Below are 20075 nucleotides of genomic sequence, written 5' to 3'. Positions count from 1 at the left end.
GCCCCTAGCTCCAGCGTTAACAGGCAGACGTGGGGGCCACACGCACACTCTGCCCCCGAACTATGGTGTCCCACCACATGTGCCACTGACCTGCGTGTTTCTACCTTGTGCCGACACGTACACGTCCCCATCCCATTCCCGGAAGTGGTGCACATGGCCTCCGCAGCATCCGCTCCCCCGACGCCCGCGAATCTCAAGCGCATCGTCGCCGCGAGCCTCATCGGCACCACCATCGAGTGGTACGACTTCTTCCTCTACGGCTCCGCCGCCGCACTCGTGTTCAACAAGCTCTTCTTCCCGGAATCCGAACCGCTCGTCGGCACACTGCTGTCCTTCCTGACGTACGCCGTCGGCTTCGCCGCCCGGCCCCTGGGAGCCCTGGTCTTCGGGCACTACGGGGACCGGCTCGGGCGCAAGAAGCTGCTGGTCCTGAGTCTGCTGCTGATGGGCGGGGCCACCTTTGCGATCGGTCTGCTGCCCACCCATGCCACGGTGGGAGCCGCGGCACCGGTGCTGCTGACCCTGCTGCGACTGGTGCAGGGCTTCGCACTCGGCGGCGAGTGGGGCGGCGCCGTGCTGCTGGTGTCCGAGCACGGGGATGCCAGGCGCCGTGGGTTCTGGGCGTCCTGGCCCCAGACCGGCGCCCCTGCCGGGCAGTTGCTGGCCACCGGTGTGCTGTCGCTGCTGACCGCGGTGCTGTCGGACGCCGCCTTCACATCATGGGGCTGGCGCATCCCGTTCCTCCTGTCCGGTGTGCTGGTGATCGTCGGTCTGTGGATTCGTCTCTCTGTCGATGAATCTCCCGTTTTCAAGGCGGCACGTGCTCAGGCCGAGGCGCGCAAGGCTGAGCACGCCGACGAGGTGGAGAAGCTGCCGCTGATCGCCGTGTTGCGCTACCACTGGCGCGACGTCCTGGTCGCCATGGGCGCACGCATGGCCGAGAACATCAGCTACTACGTCATCACCGCCTTCATCCTCGTGTACGCCACGACAGCGGCCGAGGTCTCCAAGCAGACCGCGCTCAACGCCGTACTCATCGCGTCCGCAGTGCACTTCGCGGTGATTCCGCTCTGGGGCGCCCTGTCGGACCGGATCGGCCGACGGCCCGTCTACCTGCTGGGCGCCGCGGGAATAGGGCTCTGGATGTTCCCGTTCTTCGCGCTGATCGACACCGGTAGCTTCGGAAATCTCCTTCTCGCCGTGACCGTCGGACTGGTGCTGCACGGCGCCATGTACGCACCTCAGGCCGCCTTCTTCTCCGAGATGTTCGCGACGCGGATGCGTTACTCGGGCGCCTCGATCGGCGCGCAGTTCGCGTCCGTTGCCGCTGGCGCGCCCGCGCCGCTCATCGCGACCGCACTGCTCGAGGAGTCCGGCAGCTCCACCTTCATCGCGCTCTATGTGATCGCGGCAGCCGTGCTGACGCTGATCGCGGTCGGCGTGGCGAAGGAGACCAGGCACCGTGACCTGGCGCAGGTGGAGCCCGGCAGCGGTCAGGAGGCCCCCGTGGCGTCGCCTGCCGATGCACGGACCGCATAGGGCACGGGCACTCCGTTCAACCCACGAGCACTCCGTTCAACCCCCGCACGCCCCGGCGCGTGCGGGGGTCCACGGTATGACAGCGGCCGACAACCGGTGCAGCCTCAGGGCGAGTTGGATCTCCAGTGCACGGGCCGGGTTCTGCCATTCCGGGCCGAGCAGACGCGCGATGCGTTCCAGGCGCTGCGCGACGGTGTTCACGTGGACGTGCAGTTCGTCCTTCGTACGGGCCGGGCTCATGCCGGAGGCGAAGTACGCGTCCAGGGTGCGGAGCAGATCGGTACCGCGGCGCGCGTCGTAGGCGATGACTTCGCCGATGGTGCGGTCGACGAAGCCGGCGATGTCCCGGCTGTCGGCGAGCAGCAGGCCCAGGAATCCGAAGTCCTCGGCGGCGGCGCCTTCGCCCGATCTGCCGAGCAGGCGCAGCGCGTCGAGGCAGCGCTGCGCCTCCGCGTAGGCGGCCACGACCGTGTCCGGCTGAGCGGCGAGGTCCTCGACCGGGGCGGAGGCGCCGACGGTGACCGCCTCATGGACGGCTGTGCCGAGATGTTTCGCGGTGCGGCGGGCCAGTTCGGCCGCGGAGTCGCCTCTGTGGAGGGGCAGCAGCAGGACGGTGCCGCCGTCGCGGGCAGCCGCCAGTCCGTGCCGGGTCGCGGCGAGGTGGGAGGCGGCGGCCCACAGCCGCCGACGAGCGGCGGCCCCCTCCTCGGCATCTGCGGCCGGGGCCTCCAGCCGGGCGGCGAGGACCACTTGGGTGGCGTCGAGGTCGGCGCGCAGCCGGACTGCACGTTCCCGCAGCACGCGCGGGTCGCGGTCGCGCGAGTCGAGGAGATCGTCCAGGAGTTCACCGCGGACGCGTTGTTCGGCTTCGGATGCCGAGCGGCGGGCGAGCATCAGCAGTGACGTGACCATGCCTGCCCGTTCGAGGGTGCGCTGATCGACAGGGTCGAGCCCGGGGTGGCCCCGGAGCACCAGCGCGCCGAGGAGTTCACCACCTGCGGCGACAGCCGCGATCCAGTCATCACCATGGGGTACGGCGTGGCCTTCGGCTCGGGACGTCTCCAGGGCTTCGGCCGGAGCGGTGCTCGCGTCGGCGAACTCCACGGTGCCGTCCAGGACCTGGGAGACGGCTGCGGCCACGTCGTGCACTCCTCCGCCCCGCAGGACCAGTTCGGCGAGCCGGTCGTGGACATCCGAGGCGCGCTCGATCACACCGCTGCGGTCGCGGATGATCTCGTTGGCCCGCTCGAGGCGTCCCAGCGCCTCCCTTGTCTCCGTGAGTAGGTTCGCCGTGTCGATGGCCGCCGCTGCAAGGGCCGCGAACGAGCCGAGCAGCGCGATCTGTTCCCGTTCGAAGACGCGGGCGCGGCGGTCGGCTGCGAACAGTACCCCGATGACGTGGGCCCCCAGCATGAGCGGGACGCCGAGGATGGCCACGAGGCCCTCTTCCCGCACGCCGGCGTCGATGGCGTGCGTGTGCTGGAAGCGTTCGTCCTTGAAGTAGTCGTCGGTGACATACGGTCGGGCGGTCTGGGCGACGAGGCCGCCGAGCCCCTCCCCCATGCCCAGCCGCAACTGCTGGAAGCGGGCCGCGACGGAGCCTTCGGTGACCCGCATGTAGGTGTCGCCCCTGGCCGGGTCGTTCAGGCTGAGATAGGCGACGTCCGTGCCCAGCAGGGAACGGGCCCTGTGCACGATGGCCTGCAGGACGGCATCGAGATCACGTAGACCCGCGAGGTCGTGCGCGGTCTCGAAGAGCGCGGACAGTTCGGCCTCGCGGCGCCGCCGCCCCTCTATCTCCGAGCGCACGCGCAGAGCGAGCAGCTTGGCGTGTTCCAGGGCGGCGATGCGCTCGGGCGGCTGCCCGTCGGCGCGGGCGAGCAGCACCGGCTGCTCGTAGGCATCGGCGGAGGCTCCCCGGGCGAGGAGCTCCAGGAACGGTGCCTCCGCGCCGGCGGTGGTACTCCCGGCGGATTGCAGTTGATCGCGAGACATGTTCACAAGGATTACCTGCCGGACGGCCAGGCCCGCCAGCCCTGTGGATAACCCTGCGGGCGTTCGGATGTTCGAGTCTTGGCCGAGTCAGTCCCCAGGCCGCCTGCCGGGCCGGCGTGACCACGGGCACGTCGGCCTTGTTGGCCGGCCCGGCCGCGGCCACGTCTCGATCCCCTGGCCACCGGCCAGCTGTTTCAGCCACCGCGGCCCGGTGTCAGTGGGCCGTCCACCCACCGTCCATCACCAGCGACGTACCGGTGACGAAGGACGCCTGCGGGCTGCACAGATAGGCGACGGCCTCGGCGACCTCGGCGGGTTCGATGAGCCGCTTGACGGCGCTGTCCTGCAGCAGGACCTCCGTCAGCACACGCTCCTCCGGGATGCCGTGCGCGGCGGCCTGGTCGGCGAGCTGTTTCTCGACCAGTGGGGTGCGCACATAGCCGGGGTTCACACAGTTCGAGGTGACACCGTGGGGGGCGCCTTCCAGGGCGGCGGTCTTGGAGAGTCCTTCGAGTCCGTGTTTGGCGGCCACATACGCGGCTTTGAAGGCCGAGGCACGCAGCCCGTGGACGGAGGAGACGTTGACGATCCGGCCCCACCCTTGGCCGTACATGTGCGGCAGCGCCCCGCGGATGAGGCGGAACGGGGCCTCCAGCATCACCGTCAGTACGGTGTGGAAGATGTCGGGCGGAAACTCCTCGATCGGCCGGACGAGCTGGATGCCGGCGTTGTTGACGAGGATGTCGGTGCCCTCGGCGACCTGCTCCGCGGCATCGAGGTCGGTGAGATCGAGAACCCGCGGCTCGATGCTGCCGGGCAGCTCGCCGGCTTGGTCGACGAGTTCCGCCAGGCCGGCGTCGTCGCGGTCCACGGCCCTCACCTTCGCCCCGGCGGCGGCCAGCCGCAGTGCGCAGGCGCGGCCGATGCCGCCTGCGGCACCGGTGACGAGTGCGGTGCGGCCGCCGAGGTCGAGGGGCTGGGCTCCGAGGGCCTGAGCGGGGGTGCCGTGAGTGAGGGGCGCGGTCATGCCCCGACCCTAAGCAGGGCCCCCGCCTCAACCGATGTGGCCCAGCCCCATACTTCACCCCTAGGTCATAGGGTCGAACCATGTGGGTCCATCAGCCAGCGCCTGCTTGATCCGCAGCATCCCGAACTCGTTCAGCTCCGGCAGCGCATCGACCGCGAACCAGCCCACTTCCAGCGACTCGTCGTCGTTGACCCGCGCCTCCCCGCCCACGGCCCGGCAGCGGAAGGTGATGTCCATGTACTGGCACGTGTCGCCGTTGGCATAGGTGACCGGCTCCAGGGCCTGGACGAGAACGACGCGCTCGACGACGCACCGTACCGCCGTCTCCTCGTACACCTCGCGCACGGCGCAGGCCGCCGGCTGCTCCCCCGGGTCCGGAATGCCGCCGATCACCGACCACTTGCGGGTGTCGGAGCGTCGCCCGAGGAGCACTCTCTCCTCGTCGTCGAGGACGATGGCGGTGACGCCGGGGAGCCACAGCAGCTGTTGGCCCGCGGTGGCCCGGATCGTGCGGATGAAGTCAGGAGTAGCCATGCGCCGACCCTAGCGGGCCGCCACCGGTACCCGTTCACGGCGACGGTTCACCGCCACGGTTAGCTGCGACCGCTACCGTTCGCTGCGCCGGCTTCGTACCGCCGCGGCCCCGGCCCAGCCGAGCCCTCCGGCCGCGATCAGCACGAGAAGGGCCTCGGGGAGTACGCCCAGTCGCGTGGCCGGCGTCTGCGAGGAGCGCAGCGGCACCTTCTCGACGAGCGAGTCCGCGGTGAACATCGCCGTCTTCTGGACGATCCGTCCGTCCGGCATGATCACCGCGCTGACGCCACTGGTCACCGGCACCGTGACGGTCCGGCTGTGTTCCACGGCGCGGATCCGCGACATCGCGAGCTGCTGGTAGGTCATCTCGGAGCGATCGAACGTGGCGTTGTTGCTGGGCACCGAGATCATCTGCGCGCCATGCGTCACCGTGTCGCGCACCGCCCAGTCGAAAGCGGCCTCATAGCAGGTGGCGAGCCCCACCTTGGTGCCCGCCATCGTGAAGACGCCCGGCTTGGTGCCCCGGCTGAAGTTCTGTCGCACCATGTCGACATCGCTGCTGAAGTTACTGATGAACGAGCGCAGCGGTATGTACTCGCCGAAGGGCTGGATCTGCCGCTTGTCGTAGGTGTCGGTGGGGCCCTTCTGCGGGTCCCACAGGATCTGCTCGTTGTAGAGCTTGCCGTTGTCGGCCTCGACGACGCCGCCGACCGAGATGGGCACGCCGATCGCCTTGACCGCCATGTCGATCACAGCGCGCGCGTCGGGGTTGCGGAAGGGGTCGATGTCGGAGGAGTTCTCCGGCCACAGCACGAAGTCGGGCTGCGCGACCTTGCCCGCCCTGACCCGCTCGGCCAGCCGCTCCGTCTCGCGCACGTGGTAGTCGAGCACGGCGCGGCGCTGGGCGTTGAAGCCGAGCCCCGCGCGGGGCACGTTGCCCTGGATCACGGCGACGGTCGCGTAACCGTCCTCGGCCGCGTCGCTGACGAGCGGACTCGCGGCGAAGGCCCCGGCCACCGGTACGACCACCGTGAGCACGGCCGCCGCCGCAGCGCCACGCTGCACGGTCCGGGCCCGGCGGGCCCCGGCCAGCTGACGGACCGTCTCATACAGGCCGAAGCCGCAGAGTACGACCGCGAAGCCGAGTACCGGCGTGCCACCCAAGGCTGCGAGGGGCAGGAACACCCCGTCCGCCTGCCCGAATGCGATCTTGCCCCAGGGGAAGCCGCCAAACGGTACACGCGCGCGTGCCGCCTCACCGGCGATCCACACAGCGGCCGCCCACACCGGCCACACGGGCAGCCGCGACACCGCCGCGATACCGGCACCCACCAGAGCGATGAAGACCGCCTCGACGGCGACGAGCGCCAGCCACGGCCCGGAGCCGACCTCCACACCGGTCCATACGAGCAGCGGAAGCAGGAAGCCCAGCCCGAAGAGGTAGCCGAGCCCGAGCCCCGCCTTCCATGTGCGGCCCCGCAGACACCAGCCGAACACGGCGAAGGCCGGGAGGGCCAGCCACCACAGCGTGCGGGGCGGGAAGCTGACGTACAGCAGCACTCCGGAGAGCGCCGCTGCGGCGGCCGGGACGAGCCGACGCGCGATGCGCGCCGCACGCGGGGCGGGCTCTGCTCGCGGTTCGAGCTGGTCCCGCTCGTCTACGGAGGTGGCGGTGACGGTCACGCGGGCGAGTCTACGGCGCGTGCCCTCGGCCCCCGCAATGCGGGCGTACCCGCTGTCGCGGCCCGCTGCCCGCCCGATTACTGCATCGTTCCTGCGCAACCTGTCCACAAAGTGGTGCCCCAGCCGTTACCGTGTGCGCGAGTCTCCGGCACGTGGCCGAATCCGGCCCCGGCAGCCGGGGCCCGTCATATGTCGGGGGGCGACGGGTGGGTGCTACGGGGATGGCGGCGGCCGGTGGTCCGCCCGGTGTGCGCGAACGCCGCAATGTCTCGGACGCGGCCGGCGTCGCCCTGCTGGCGGCGTGTGCGGTGTGGTCCCTGTTCGCCGCGGCCAGCCGCCAGGGCAGACCGGAAGGCGTGCTTCTCGCCGTACTCGCCGTGGCCGCCGGGTATGCGTGTGGGCGGATCACGGGGGCACTGCTCCCGGTCGCCGCGCCCTGCGCCGCTGCTCTCGCCGGCTTGGTGTTCGCAGCGACCGCTCCTCCGGCGACCCCGGGCCCGGACCTCGCATCGCCGCTGGGCGACGCCGGCGCCACCGCCGCGCTGCTCGCGCTGTCCACCGGTGCTGCCTGCACAGCAGCCTGGGCCACTGAGCAGCCTGCGCTGCGCCTCGCTCTGCGGTCACTCGCGGCCGGGATCGTGGTGTCCGCTGCGGTGCTGGGGTCGACGGCGGGGGTCGTGGCCTGTGCGGGTGTGCTGCTGTACTCGCTCGCTGCCGACCGGATGCGGCGCAGGGGCCTGGGTCTCGCGGGTCTCGGGGCCGCGACGGTCCTCGTGGCGGGCCTGTTCTTCGCGGTCATCGAGGACGTCCTGCCGGACGGGCTCGCTGCCTCCCTCGAGGGGCAGCTCACCCAGCACCGGGTTCTGCTGTGGCGGGACGCGCTCGACCTCGCCGGCCGGGAGCCGGTCCTGGGTGTGGGCCCCGGTCGCTTCGGCGAGCTCAGCCCCACGGTCGCCCAGACGCTGGTCGCGGACGGCAGGCCGCATTCGGCGCCGCTGCAGCAGGCGGCCGAGCAGGGAGTGGTGGGGGTGATTCTGCTGGCCGCGGTGTTCTGCTGGCTTCTGTACGCGTTGTGGCGGTCGCCTCGCGCCACGCCGGTAGCCCTCACGGCGGGTGCCGCTCTGACGGCCCTGGCCGTCATGGCCCTGGTCGGCAATGCACTGAGCTTCACAACGGTGACAGCGGGCGGGGGGCTACTCGCGGGGCTCGCTACGTCCCGTTCGTGGGGCGATGAGATCGCGCACGGCTTCCCCGATACGCAGGAACGTTCCTGAAGCGACAGATATACGGAGGACCGCCGAGTCAGGTCAGAGCGTGGGGCCGGAGGCGGTCGGGCGCAGCCGGGCGCGGATGACCCGTACCGCCGCCTCCGCGTTGTCGACGGTGATCGTGAAGGTGTGACCGTCGCCCAGTCTGAGCACCACGGCCTCGCCGCGCCGCACGATGACACCGGTGCCCTTCTCCGGGCGCCAGCGATAACCCCAGCCGCCCCAGTGCCGCGGGGTCACTCTCGGTACGAAGTCGGCCCGGACGACATCGGCAAGCGGAATGCGGCGGCGGGGGACGCCGATGTGGCCGCACCGCACCTCGAGGAAGTCCTTGTCGACCTTCACGGCCACATGGACGAACGCCACGGTGCCGAAGAGTACGAGGAGGCCCACGGCGATGCAGCCGACGACGGACATTGCGAGGGCGGTGACACCTGTCGTCCACGGTGAGGCGACGGCCAGCTGGATGCCCAGTGCCACGCAGGCGAGGCCCGCCGTTGCCAGGAGCCACTGTGCTCGATTGGTTGCGCGGCCGGTCCAGATCTCGGGCGCGGGGCCTGCGCTGCCCCGCTTGCCGTGGGGGTGGTCCCTCATGGCATGAGACTACTCATGTTCCGGAAGGAAGGCACAGAGTTGCGGAGCGTGACTGACGGTTTCCGTCAGGGTGTGGGGCTGACCGCCGCGAGCAGCCGGCCCTCGGCGTATGTCAGGGCGGTCGCCGGCAGTGCCCCCTCGCGGCCGCTGAGCAACACGGTCACGCTGCCGCTTGCGGTCGACGAGGGGGCGGGACGCTCATTGATCCGGCGCAGCGCCTGGGCGGCGACGGCGTCTGCGGAGCCGTGCAGGACGAGCGGCGGCAGGTCCGGCTGCTGGAGGGCCTCACGAATGAGATCCTCGAGCAGTTCGTAATGGGTGCACCCCATGACGACGGCCCTTACATCAGTCGGGGTGAGTGCGGCGGCCGCGGCGATCGCCTTCTCGATCGCGGCCTCGTCGGCCTGCTCCACGGCTTCGGCGAGGCCGGGGCACGGCACCTCGGCGACCTCGACGCCGGAGGCGAAGTCATTGATCAGGCCCCGCTGGTAGGGGCTTCCCGTGGTGGCGGGCGTCGCCCAGATGGCGACGGGGCCACCGCCGGCGGCCGCCGGCTTGATCGCCGGAACGGTTCCGATGACGGGCAGGTCCGGCTCCAGACGTGCGCGGAGAACGGGCAGAGCGTGCACGGAAGCGGTGTTGCAGGCCACGATCAGCGCGTCCGGCCGATGTGCGGCGGCCGCCTCGGCGGCGGCCACGGCGCGGTCCGCGACGCCATCGGGGGTGCGCGGTCCCCAGGGCATTCCGTCGGGGTCCGTGGACAGCACGAGATCGGCATCGGGCCGCAGGCGGCGTACCGCCGCAGCCGCCGCGAGCAGTCCGAGTCCCGAGTCCACAAGCGCGATCTTCACCCGGTCACCTTAGACGATCGGGTCCCGGTACCCGGTGCCGTGGGGCAGACTGCGGCGGGTGAGCGCCGTTGTGTGGACCGCCGTCGGATCACTGGCCGCGTGGCTGTGGTTGCTGCTCGCGCACGGCTTCTTCTGGCGTACGGACGTGCGGCTGCCGCCGCGCGAGGTTCCGCGGGAATGGCCTGCCGTGGGCATCGTCGTACCCGCGCGCGACGAGGCCGCCGTACTGCCCGAGAGTCTGCCGTCGCTGCTGGCCCAGGACTATCCGGGGCGTGCGGAGTTGTTCCTCGTCGACGACGGCAGCTCGGACGGCACCGGTGAGCTGGCACGTGCTCTGGCGGAGCGACACGGCGGGCTGCCCCTCACGGTCTCGTCGCCCGGCGAGCCGCCCGCGGGCTGGACGGGCAAGCTCTGGGCCGTACGGCACGGCATCGGACTGGCACGCGCGCGTGCACCTGAGTACCTGCTGCTCACCGACGCCGACATCGCGCATCGGCCGGACAGTCTGCGGGAGCTGGTGGCCGCTGCGCGCACGGGCGGGTTCGATCTGGTCTCCCTGATGGCTCGGCTGCGCGCGCAGAGCTTCTGGGAGCGGCTTGTTGTTCCGGCTTTCGTCTACTTCTTCGCTCAGCTCTATCCGTTCCGCCGGATCGGTAGAAGGGGTTCCCGGACGGCGGCCGCGGCCGGCGGATGCGTGCTGCTGCGGCTCGACGCCGCCGAGCGGGCGCAGGTGCCGGACTCCATCCGGCATGCCGTCATCGACGACGTCTCGCTCGCCAAGGCGGTCAAACGCAGTGGCGGCCACATCTGGCTCGGTCTCGCCGACCGGGTGGACAGCGTGCGCCCGTACCCGCGCCTTGCCGACCTCTGGCGGATGATCTCGCGCAGCGCCTATGCGCAGCTTCGGCACAACGCGCTGCTGCTGCTCGGGACCGTCGCCGGCCTGGCGCTGGTGTATCTGATGCCGCCTGTCGCGCTCGTCGCCGGCCTCCTCAAGGGCAACGCGGTGGCGATCGCGGCCGGCGGAACGGCATGGCTGCTGATGACCGCGACGTACGCGCCGATGCTGCGCAACTACGACCAGCCGCTCTGGCTCGCGCCGCTGCTGCCCGCCGTCGCCTTCCTCTATCTCCTGATGACCGTCGACTCAGCGGTGCAGCACTACCGGGGGCGCGGCGCGGCCTGGAAGGGCCGCACCTATGCGCGTCCCGGGGCGGCATCCGAGGCCGCGCCCGAGCAGCGCTGAACCCTTCGTGAAGCGGAGGCGCCCGCATGGGGCACAAGGCCGGAACGCCGGCCCAATTTCGGTCCGGACAGCCGACGCCCGCACCCGTAGATTCGAACCTTTAGGCGTTGGCATGTCCGGCGTCAACTCGCGGGCCACGGTCGGCCGAGCCGTCTTTCCGTTGACGGCCAGCCCATTCCGGCCGAACCGACACCGCCCCTGAACTTGCACGAGGCGCCCCGGTCAACCGCCGGTAACCCCCTGGGAACTCGGCCTTTACACGATCCCGACCCCAAAAGACGACCGTTTTTGCCGAGTTCGCTCGCATTGGGGATCCGCAGCCACTGCCGACACGGAAAACAACCCTCTTATCGGTCTCCCCAACCAGCACATCGTGGGCTTAACTTATGTGCCATGACCTCCCCCCGCTCCACTTATGGCGGCGGTTACTACTCCGCGCCGTCCTTCCCGGACACTCCCATCTACGACTCGCTCGTCGCAGAGCGGGGCACACCGCAGATCGCGCCGATCCGTGTTCCCTCCGCGTACGACACGGGCAGCCATCTGCCCGCGCTGCCGGCAGCCCTGCCCGCACTGCCCTCCGCGCCCTCTCCGCAGCCGACTCCTTCGTACGGCTACGCGGGCCAGCAGCCCGCCCCGCTGCAACAGGCCCCCGCGCCGTACATCCCGCAGCAGCCGACCGGTCCGCGCGCCTACCCGGGACCGCAGGCACCGCAGCGCCCCGTGCAGAACGCGGGTTACGAGGCGATGCGGCCGGCGCAGCAGCCCCGCCCGGCCCCCGCGCCGTACCAGGATCCGTACAACTCCCAGCAGCGCGGCTACTGATCCGAAGCACATGGGGTTGTCGGTGCCGACTGGCAAGATGGCCCCATGGTGAATGGCGTACTCGACTCGATCCACGTCCACCCGCTGAAGGCGGCTCGGGGACACGCTGCGCGTGAGGCGGTCGTGGAGCTCTGGGGGCTCCGCGGCGACCGGCGGTGGATGCTGGTCGACGAGGCGGGCAAGGTCGTCACGCAGCGCCCGCATCCGCGCATGGCGCTCGCCGCCGCCGAGCTGCTGCCCGGCGGCGGCATACGGCTGTCCGCGCCCGGACGCGAGCAGCTGACCGTCCCCGTGCCGGAGCCGGCCGCCGGCACCAGCCTGGTGGAGATCTGGCGGGACAAGGTCGAGGCGGTGCCCGCCGACGCCGCGGCGCACGCCTGGTTCAGCGAGTACCTGGACACGGACGTGCACCTCGTCCACCTCGACGACCCGGCCAGGCGCCGTCCCATCGACCCCGAGTACGCACGGCCCGGCGAGACGGTGAGCTTCGCCGACGGCTATCCCCTGCTGCTCACCACGCTCTCGTCGCTGGACGCCCTCAACTCCCTCATCGCGCAGGGCGATCACGCCGACGAGGGCCCCCTGCCCATGAACCGCTTCCGGCCGAACGTCGTGGTGCGCGGCACGGCTCCCTGGGCCGAGGACGACTGGTCCCGCATAGCCATCGGCGAAGTGGCCTTCCGAGTGGCCAAGATGTGCGGGCGCTGTGTCGTGACCACCACGGACCAGACCACCGCCGAACGGGGCAAGGAGCCGCTGCGCACCCTCGCCCGCCACCGCCGCTTCGGCGACGAACTGGTCTTCGGGCAGAACCTGGTGCCCGAGTCCGGTGGCACGATCCGCGTGGGCGACACGGTCGAGATCCTCGAATGACCGGCTCCGGCACGGGAACACACCTGCAGGCCGCGGTCGTTGGTCAAGTGTGAGCAATCGTTGAGAGCGAGGGGTGATCTCGCTCTCTCTTTCGCCGCATGAGCGCGTGGGCCGTGCCGTTCAGGGTTATCACGGACGGGGAAGGGGGTGCAGGACTGTGCGCACAATCGCAGGCTTCTGGCGCTGGCGCCACAATCCGCTGCGCCGCAGGACCGACCTCGTCGAGGCATGGGTGGCGCTCGCGGCCGCGCTGCTGATCGCCGTCGCCGTGCCGGTCGTCGGCATCGTCACCGGAGATCTCACGCGCCACGCTCTGCTGCAGTCGGTTCAGGAGCAGCAGCGGGAGCGCCACCGGATATCCGCGACCGTGGTGAAGGAAGTGGCGCGGCCAACGCTCGACCCCGACCCCGAGACGGCGCCCGACCGCGACTCCCAGAGCCGGGTGATCGCCACCTGGACGGCACCGGACGGCAGTGCGCACCGCGGCACCGTCATGGCCGATCTCAAGGAGCCGCACGTCGGCGGCCGGTTCGCACTGTGGACCGATGCGCACGGCACGGTCGTGGGGCGCCCCCTCGACACCGCCACCGCCACGACACACTCGGTGCTCGCCGGATTCGGCGCGGCCGCGGCAGCGGGCGCCCTCGTCGAGGGCGGCAGGCGCCTGATCGTATGGCGCATGGTCCTGCGGCGGTATGCGCGCTGGGACCAGGCGTGGGAGAAGACCGGTCCGGACTGGGGCAGGACGGGCACCGGCAGCTGAGAGAGCTGGTCTTGGGTCAACTCGCCCTCCCCGCGCACGCTACGGTGGACCGGCCGAACACGTCGGCACCCTTCGCAAGGACCCGCGTACGACGAGGTGGGGGCAGAGCAGACCCATGGCACAGGGCACGGTCCAGGTGACGCACACCGGCACGTCGCGGTGGCGGCGCCGCACAGGCGAGTACGCATCCCTCGCCGCCGCCCTGGAAGCCGCCGGGGACGGCGACGTCCTCACCGTGGCTCCCGGCACCTACCGGGAGAATCTCGTCGTCCAGCGCGCCGTGACGCTGCGCGGCCCTGAAGGCTCCCCCGGCTCGGTACGCATCGCGCCCGCCGACGGGGTGCCGTTGACGGTGCGCGCCTCCGCCGTGGTGCAGCACCTGCACGTGGAGGGCCAGGACACCGCCGCGCCCGCCCTGCTCGTCGAGGAAGGTGCCCCGGAGCTCTCGGATGTCCGCGTGGTGACGCGCTCGGCCAGTGGTATTGAGGTGCGCGGGGGCGCGCGCCCGACCGTGCGCCGCTGCACGGTCGACAATCCGGCGGGCATCGGCATCGCCGTGCTGGACGGCGGCGGTGGCGTCTTCGAGGAGTGCGAGGTCGTCTCGGCGGGCCAGTCGGGCATTGCGGTGCGCGGGGGTGCCTATCCACGCCTTGAGCGGTGCCGGGTGCACCATGCCTCGGGCGCGGGTCTCTCTGCGATGGGCGAGGACACGGGTCTCGACGCCGTCGGCTGCGAGGTGTACGAGATCAAGGGCTCCGGCGTCCAGGTCACGGGGCACGCCACAGCGAGTCTGACGGAGTGCGATGTGCACCGTACGACCGCCGACGGCATCACGCTCGACACGGACGCCGTCCTCACGCTCGCCGACTGCCGGATCCACGAGATCCCGGAGAACGCGATCGACCTGCGTTCCCGCTCCGTGCTGACGCTGACGCGTTCCAGCGTGCGCCGGTTCGGCCGCAACGGCCTGTCCGTATGGGACCCGGGCACGCGCGTGGACGCCAACCAGTGCGAGATCCACGACAGTACGGGCGACTACCCGGCCGTCTGGGTCAGCGACGGCGCGACCGCCGTCCTCGACTCCTGCCGTGTGCACGACGTGCCGGACGCGCTGTTCGTCCTCGACCGAGGTTCGCGCGTGGACGTCGTCGACAGCGACCTGTCGCAGGTCCGCAACACGGCGGTGTCGGTGAGCGACGGGGCGAGCGCGCAGCTGGACGACTGCCGTATCCGCGAGGCCGCGACGGGCGCGTGGTTCCGTGACCACGGCAGCGGCGGCACCCTTTCGGGGTGCACCCTCGACACCACGCAGACCGGCGTGATCGTCACCAAGGGCGCCGACCCGACCATCGAGCGGTGCGCGGTCACGTCACCCGCCGAGGCCGGCTTCTACGTCTCCGCCGGGGGCCGCGGCACCTTCGACGGCTGCCGGGTGAGCGACAGCGGCGGCTACGGCTTCCATGTCATCGACGGATGCCGTACGACGCTGCGGAAATGCCGTACGGAACGCTGCTCGCGCGGGGGTTACGAGTTCGCGGACGGCGGTGCTTCCCACGCGTCAGGCGGCACGGGAGGGCCGCTCGTCGAGGACTGCACGAGTGACGAGAGCGGAAGCCTCAGGCGCGCGGCCCGGGAGGCCGCCGTACAGACGGCGCCGCAGCCGGGCGTCGGCCTTCTCTCTCCCATTCCGGGCCAGCGCACCACCGAACAGCGGCCGGCCGCGCCGGAGCCCTCCGAGGCGCGGGAGTCGAAGGCCGTGCTGGGTGAACTGGACGCGCTCGTCGGCCTGGAGAGCGTCAAGCGCGAGGTGCGTGCCCTCACCGACATGATCGAGGTGGGCAGGCGCCGGCAGCAGGCCGGCCTCAAGGCGGCATCGGTCAGACGCCATCTCGTCTTCACGGGATCCCCCGGCACCGGCAAGACGACGGTCGCCCGGCTCTACGGCGAGATCCTGGCGTCGCTCGGCGTCCTGGAGAAGGGGCACCTGGTCGAGGTGTCGCGCGTCGACCTGGTCGGGGAGCACATCGGATCGACGGCGATCCGCACGCAGGAGGCATTCGAACGGGCCCGCGGCGGCGTGCTGTTCATCGACGAGGCGTACGCGCTCTCCCCGGAGGACTCCGGCCGCGACTTCGGCCGCGAGGCCATCGACACACTCGTGAAGCTGATGGAGGACCATCGCGAGGCGGTGGTGGTGATCGTCGCGGGCTACACGGCGGAGATGGAGCGTTTCCTTTCCGTCAACCCGGGTGTGGCCTCCCGCTTCTCACGGACGATCACCTTCAGCGACTACGTTCCCGAGGAGCTGCTGGAGATCGTGGAGCAGCAGACCGTGGAGCATGAGTACCGGCTCGCCCCGGGTGCGGCGGAGGCGCTGCTGAAGTACTTCACGGCGATCCCCAAGGGGCCGGCGTTCGGCAACGGCCGCACAGCGCGGCAGACGTTCGAGGCGATGGTGGAGCGGCACGCGGGACGGGTCGCCCAGCTCGCGGAGACGAGCACGGACGACCTCACCCTGCTCTATCCGGAGGACTTGCCCGAGCTGCCGTGAGGGTCACCGGTGGCGGTGCCCCGGCCGGCATCCTCTCGGGCACCGGCCTCCTCCTGACCGGCTGCGGCCTCGTGACCGCCATCGGCGCCCTCCGGGTGCCCGGCGTCCGGTCGCTGGGCGGGGACGCCCGGCCTGAGCCGGGCCAGCAGCCGCGCGCGTTCCTCCGCGAACGCCGGGTCGGCCTGGTAGTCGGAGTGCCCCAGGATCGGCGCCGGAAGCGGGTGCTGCTCGGTGCGTCCGTAGGCAAGCGGGTCCTTGAGCGCGTCGCGGTCGACTTGGGGGCCGCCTTCGATGTGCACCCGGACGGGGCCGCCGATGGGATCGGTGGCCCGGTAGAGGTTGCGCCAGCAGTCGACCTCGCGGTGCAGGCTGGTGAGCGCTGCCGGGCCGAAGTGGGCCGGGAACCACCGTCCGTAGAGCCGCTCCAGCGGTGAGCCGTATGTGAGGAGGGCGACCCGCTTGCGTACCGCGGGCGTCAACTGCCAGGCGGCCGCGGCCGCGAGGACGCTGCCCTGCGAGTGGCCCGAGATGACGAGCCTGCCGCCGGTGGTGCGCGTCCAGGTGGCCATGCGCCAGGTCAGGTCCGGCACGGCGCGCTCGGCGTAGCACGGCGGCGCAAAGGGGTGGGCGGCGCGCGGCCAGAACGTACCGACGTCCCACAGGATGCCGATGGTGCGGCGGGCCGAGGCGTCGCGGTAGGCGCGGCGGCCCCAGGTGACGAACAGGATGAAGCCCAGGCTGATCAGCCAGGAGCCGAGTGCCTGTGCGGTCTGTGCGGCCCCGGCGAGGAAGGCGCCATGGCCCTTCGCCGCCTCGCCGGGGACCTTGCCGGCCGTCCAGGCTCCGGCGAGGGCGCCTGCGCCGAGCAGCAGGGTGACGGCGGAGGTGATGGCGACGACCACGGGCACGCGGTCGGTGAGGGCGGCACGCGCGCGTGTCCCCGCGATACGCCGGGTGCGTGCCGTGTCCTCCGGCTCGCCCGGGTAGTCGCGGGTCACCGTGGGGAGGTCCCGGCGTGTGCGGCGCCAGATGAGCACGGCCAGCCAGCCGCACACCAGGGCGAGCACGACCAGCAGCGGCGGGATCACGGATGCCTGCCAGGTGAGCAGCACGGGCGGGCCGTCGATGGTGCCTCCGGCGCCGGGTGTCCCCGAGCCGTCCAGCCAGTCGCCGACACGCTGGGCCACTCCGCCGGTCATCACCCCGCCCAGGGCGCAGGCCAGCATGGCCACCGCCGGTCCGCCCAGTCCCCGCATGGCGGTGCGCGAGTCCGGTGCGGCGCGGAAGAGGAGGTGGGCCACCACGGCCAGGGCGACGACGAGGAGGCTCTGGACCAGGACGATCCCGCCGAACGTCGCGTCGCCTGGCAGACGGCCGGTGGACCGCCAGCCGGGCCGCGACCATCCCGCGTACAGCACCGCGAGGACCAGCAGGGCGAGGGCGCCGCCGGGCAGCCAGCGGATCAGGGCCTTGTCCAGGTGCTCGTCGGTCCGGTGCTCACTGCGGCCCCTTCGGCACACCACCCACACCACGACGCCCGCTCCCACGACGAGGGTTACGTCGAGGGCACGTCCAAGCACGTCGAGGAGCGCAGGACCACCGGACTGCCGGTCGAAGCGCGCGGCAGACGTGCCGACGGCCGCGGCCACCGTGAGCAGGCCCGCCGCGGTGTGCGCCGCGCGCAGCCGGGCCACCAGGCGGCGCCCGTACCAGAAGCCGGGCCGGCCGAGGGCGGTACGGCCGGTGTCGTCCTCCGGGTCCGGCTGGTGCGGCAGTGGCTGCTGGGACTCGTAGGCGCTCCAGGTGCGGTGGGAGAGGTACCAGAGGAGTCCGGTGAGCGCCGCGGGTGCCACGGCCGCGAGGGCGAGGCGCCGGCCGGGCTGACTCCACCAGCCGTGCCCGGACACCTCGGGCGACAGGAAGCCGAGCCAAGAGCGGTCCTCGGCGCACGCGCGCGTGCCCGCGCACTGCCACGCCGTCAGGTCGAGGGCGACCTCGCAGGCGGCCGCGACCAGCAGGACGGTCAGGGTCAGGCCGGCCAGGCGCACGAGCAGGCCGTACAGGCGCACGGTTCTCTTGTGGTTGCGGGCGGTGGGGCGCATCCAGTGCGCGAGATTGACGACCATGAACGGCAGCAGGAGGAGCCACAGGGCCCGGGAGCCGTTGCCGGAGGTGAGGTTGCACCAGACGTACGCCTCGGGGACCGGCTTGCCGCGGTAGTCCTCCGGCCGCTGCTCGGCGTCCGCGTCGTCGGTGCGCCGGTAGACCGCCGCCGTTTCGTCGCCGGTGATGCGCACGGTCCGCGGATCGTCGAGCATCGCCTCGGGGGTGGTGCCCCCGACTCCGTGAACAAGCAGCTCAAGGGCGGTCTCGCCCTGTGTGACCGCGCTGGGTGCGATCGGATCGCCGGCTGCGACCGGATCGCCAGGTGTGACGCGATCACCTGCGGCGGTCCGCTCGTCCGCCGTGACGCCCTGTCCGACGGCGGTCTCCTCCGCCGCGGGACGCTGTGTGGCACGCTCCACTGTTCCGCTTCCCCCGTCCTGCGCTTATCTCCGGGCAGACGTACGCCCAGGGCAGACGTATGCCCGCTGCAGGGTTTGTGTCATGTACCGGGTTATGTCATGTGCAGATACAGGATCTCGGCTCGCGAACCGTTGCGCACGCCTCGTCACGGAATCTCCCCCATCCGGTGACCTTGGCGTATGGCATTCACCCAGGCAGTGGCACAGCTGTCGGTGGCTCGTGCAAGGATGGGGCGTCCTGTTGGGATCGACGAGGTGAAAGGACCGGAGCGGGCGTGAGTGAGAACCAGAACCTCCTCGCGGAGCAGCGCCGCGCCCTGATCCTTGACGAGGTGCGCCGACGTGGCGGTGTACGCGTCAACGAACTCACCCGCAAACTGGGCGTTTCGGACATGACGGTGCGCCGAGACCTCGACACCCTGGCCCGCCAGGGCGTGATCGAAAAGGTCCACGGCGGCGCGGTCCCCATCGTCGAGGCGAGCACGCACGAGCCGGGTTTCGAGGCGAAGTCAGGCCTGGAGCTGACCGCCAAGGAAGACATCGCGCGGACGGCCGCGGCCCTCGTCTCGCCGGGCTCGGCGATCGCACTGTCCGGCGGTACGACGACGTATGCACTGGCCCAGCATCTACTGGACGTGCCGGATCTGACCGTGGTCACGAACTCGGTGCGGGTGGCCGATGTATTCCACTCGGCGCAGCGCAATTCCGGCCAGACCCAGGGCGCGGCGACCGTGGTCCTCACGGGGGGTGTGCGCACTCCGTCCGACTCACTGGTGGGCCCGGTCGCCGACCAGGCCATCGCCACGCTCCACTTCGACATGCTGTTCCTGGGCGTGCACGGCATATCGGTCGAAGCTGGTCTGTCGACGCCGAATCTCGCGGAAGCGGAGACGAACCGGCGGCTCGTGCACTCCGCACGGCGCGTCATCGTGGTCGCGGACCACACCAAGTGGGGCACCGTGGGTCTGAGTTCGTTCGCAGAGCTCGAGCAGGTGGACACGCTCGTGACGGACGCGGGGCTGCCACCCGACGCGCGCGCGGAGATCTCGGAGCATCTGCACCGGCTCGTGGTGGCGGGCGAGACGGACCTCGCCGCGGACCTCTGAGAACTGCGGGCCTCCGGGACGTCCGGATCTCTGAGAACTGCGGGCCTACGAGAGCTACCGATTCGTGGGGCACTGAGAACCGCATACCTCTGAGGATTACTGCAGACATCTGACGTTCCGCCAGCTATGGTGACCCAGCCCTGCCGACCGCCCGCATACGACGGGCCGATCGGCTTCCGCCGGGGCTCCGTCTCCGCTTGGGGGTTCGTTTCATGGCACGCCGCCTCACCGCCGTGGGACTCGAGTTCACCGAGTCCGCTCCGCTGCGTCTGGTGTTCGCCCGCGAGATCTCCGCGCCGCCGGACGTGGTGTTCCGCGCACTCGCCGAGGACGTCGCGGGCTGGCCCGAGTGGTTCACGGCGGTCACGCACGCCCGGCCGACCGATGACGGTACGGGACGGGAGGTCCGGCTCAAGGGCGGTACGCGCTTCCAGGAGACGGTCGTAACGGCGAAGGCGCCGGAGGTGTACGCGTACCGGGTCGACGAGACGAACGCGCCCGGGGTGCGTGCCCTGCTCGAGGAGTGGCGGCTGGCTCCGGCCGGGACCGGCACGCGTGTGCAGTGGACGTTCGCCGCGGACGGCAACGCGCTCTTCCGGTTCGCCCTGAGGCTGGGGCGACCGGGACTCGCGCGCGCCTTCCGTGACGCGGTCACGGCACTCGACCGGCGGCTGGCATCTGCGAACACCTGATCA

The 20075-nt window shown here is 71.2% G+C and carries 16 protein-coding genes; 9 read left to right on the top strand and 7 right to left on the bottom strand.

What is annotated here, in order from left to right; genetic code table 11:
- Window positions 1-153: 153 nt before the first annotated feature.
- Window positions 154-1539, top strand: coding sequence for an MFS transporter (locus ABT009_RS36720; protein WP_351305203.1), 1386 nt, complete (start codon window positions 154-156; stop codon window positions 1537-1539).
- 36 nt (window positions 1540-1575) lie between these two features.
- Here the strand turns inward: ABT009_RS36720 and ABT009_RS36715 are convergent, their stop codons facing one another.
- The 4 genes from ABT009_RS36715 to lnt form a co-directional block, all read right to left on the bottom strand.
- Window positions 1576-3534, bottom strand: a complete 1959-nt coding sequence (locus ABT009_RS36715; RefSeq protein WP_351305201.1) for a helix-turn-helix domain-containing protein — start codon at window positions 3532-3534, stop codon at window positions 1576-1578.
- A 214-nt stretch (window positions 3535-3748) separates the two neighbouring features.
- Window positions 3749-4561, bottom strand: a complete 813-nt coding sequence (locus tag ABT009_RS36710) for a 3-hydroxybutyrate dehydrogenase (RefSeq protein ID WP_351305199.1) — start codon at window positions 4559-4561, stop codon at window positions 3749-3751.
- Between the two features lie 60 nt (window positions 4562-4621).
- Window positions 4622-5095: an NUDIX hydrolase gene (locus ABT009_RS36705; protein ID WP_351305198.1), complete on the bottom strand. Its 474-nt coding sequence runs from the start codon at window positions 5093-5095 to the stop codon at window positions 4622-4624.
- A gap of 72 nt (window positions 5096-5167) precedes the next feature.
- Complete coding sequence (gene lnt, locus ABT009_RS36700; protein ID WP_351305196.1) at window positions 5168-6778, bottom strand: apolipoprotein N-acyltransferase; 1611 nt, start codon at window positions 6776-6778, stop codon at window positions 5168-5170.
- A 221-nt stretch (window positions 6779-6999) separates the two neighbouring features.
- Between lnt and ABT009_RS36695 the strand changes: the two genes are divergently transcribed.
- On the top strand, window positions 7000-8052 hold the full coding sequence (locus tag ABT009_RS36695) for an O-antigen ligase family protein (RefSeq protein ID WP_351305277.1): 1053 nt from the start codon (window positions 7000-7002) through the stop codon (window positions 8050-8052).
- Between the two features lie 33 nt (window positions 8053-8085).
- Here ABT009_RS36695 and ABT009_RS36690 read toward each other — a convergent pair whose 3' ends face one another.
- Together ABT009_RS36690 and ABT009_RS36685 are read right to left on the bottom strand one after the other, a co-directional pair.
- Window positions 8086-8640, bottom strand: a complete 555-nt coding sequence (locus ABT009_RS36690) for a hypothetical protein (RefSeq protein WP_351305194.1) — start codon at window positions 8638-8640, stop codon at window positions 8086-8088.
- A gap of 65 nt (window positions 8641-8705) precedes the next feature.
- Window positions 8706-9491, bottom strand: a complete 786-nt coding sequence (locus ABT009_RS36685; protein WP_351305192.1) for a glutamate racemase — start codon at window positions 9489-9491, stop codon at window positions 8706-8708.
- 58 nt (window positions 9492-9549) lie between these two features.
- Here ABT009_RS36685 and ABT009_RS36680 point away from each other — a divergent pair, with 58 nt between their 5' ends.
- The 5 genes from ABT009_RS36680 (at window position 9550) to ABT009_RS36660 (ending at window position 15749) form a co-directional block, all read left to right on the top strand.
- Window positions 9550-10737, top strand: coding sequence for a glycosyltransferase (locus ABT009_RS36680; protein ID WP_351305191.1), 1188 nt, complete (start codon window positions 9550-9552; stop codon window positions 10735-10737).
- A gap of 393 nt (window positions 10738-11130) precedes the next feature.
- Window positions 11131-11562, top strand: a complete 432-nt coding sequence (locus ABT009_RS36675) for a DUF6643 family protein (protein WP_351305189.1) — start codon at window positions 11131-11133, stop codon at window positions 11560-11562.
- A 45-nt stretch (window positions 11563-11607) separates the two neighbouring features.
- Complete coding sequence (locus ABT009_RS36670; protein ID WP_351305187.1) at window positions 11608-12435, top strand: MOSC domain-containing protein; 828 nt, start codon at window positions 11608-11610, stop codon at window positions 12433-12435.
- A 157-nt stretch (window positions 12436-12592) separates the two neighbouring features.
- Complete coding sequence (locus ABT009_RS36665) at window positions 12593-13198, top strand: Rv1733c family protein (protein ID WP_351305185.1); 606 nt, start codon at window positions 12593-12595, stop codon at window positions 13196-13198.
- Between the two features lie 115 nt (window positions 13199-13313).
- The gene (locus ABT009_RS36660; protein ID WP_351305184.1) at window positions 13314-15749 is read left to right on the top strand and encodes a right-handed parallel beta-helix repeat-containing protein; all 2436 of its coding nucleotides are present in this window, start codon (window positions 13314-13316) and stop codon (window positions 15747-15749) included.
- On the opposite strand, the gene ABT009_RS36655 is transcribed toward ABT009_RS36660, so the two are convergent.
- Window positions 15719-18067 (bottom strand): hypothetical protein, encoded by a 2349-nt coding sequence (locus tag ABT009_RS36655; protein WP_351305275.1) that lies wholly within the window; start codon window positions 18065-18067, stop codon window positions 15719-15721. The two genes, ABT009_RS36660 and ABT009_RS36655, sit on opposite strands and share 31 nt — an antisense overlap.
- 482 nt (window positions 18068-18549) lie before the next feature.
- Between ABT009_RS36655 and ABT009_RS36650 the strand changes: the two genes are divergently transcribed.
- Both ABT009_RS36650 and ABT009_RS36645 read left to right on the top strand, forming a co-directional pair.
- Complete coding sequence (locus ABT009_RS36650) at window positions 18550-19380, top strand: DeoR/GlpR family DNA-binding transcription regulator (protein ID WP_351305182.1); 831 nt, start codon at window positions 18550-18552, stop codon at window positions 19378-19380.
- A gap of 212 nt (window positions 19381-19592) precedes the next feature.
- Window positions 19593-20072: an SRPBCC family protein gene (locus ABT009_RS36645; RefSeq protein ID WP_351305180.1), complete on the top strand. Its 480-nt coding sequence runs from the start codon at window positions 19593-19595 to the stop codon at window positions 20070-20072.
- The last annotated feature ends 3 nt before the right edge of the window (window positions 20073-20075 follow it).

This window comes from Streptomyces sp. NPDC002896, assembly GCF_040295225.1.
Classification (GTDB): domain Bacteria; phylum Actinomycetota; class Actinomycetes; order Streptomycetales; family Streptomycetaceae; genus Streptomyces.
The sequence above is the reverse complement of the archived record's forward strand: the minus strand, read 5'-3'. Positions and strand labels throughout refer to the sequence as shown.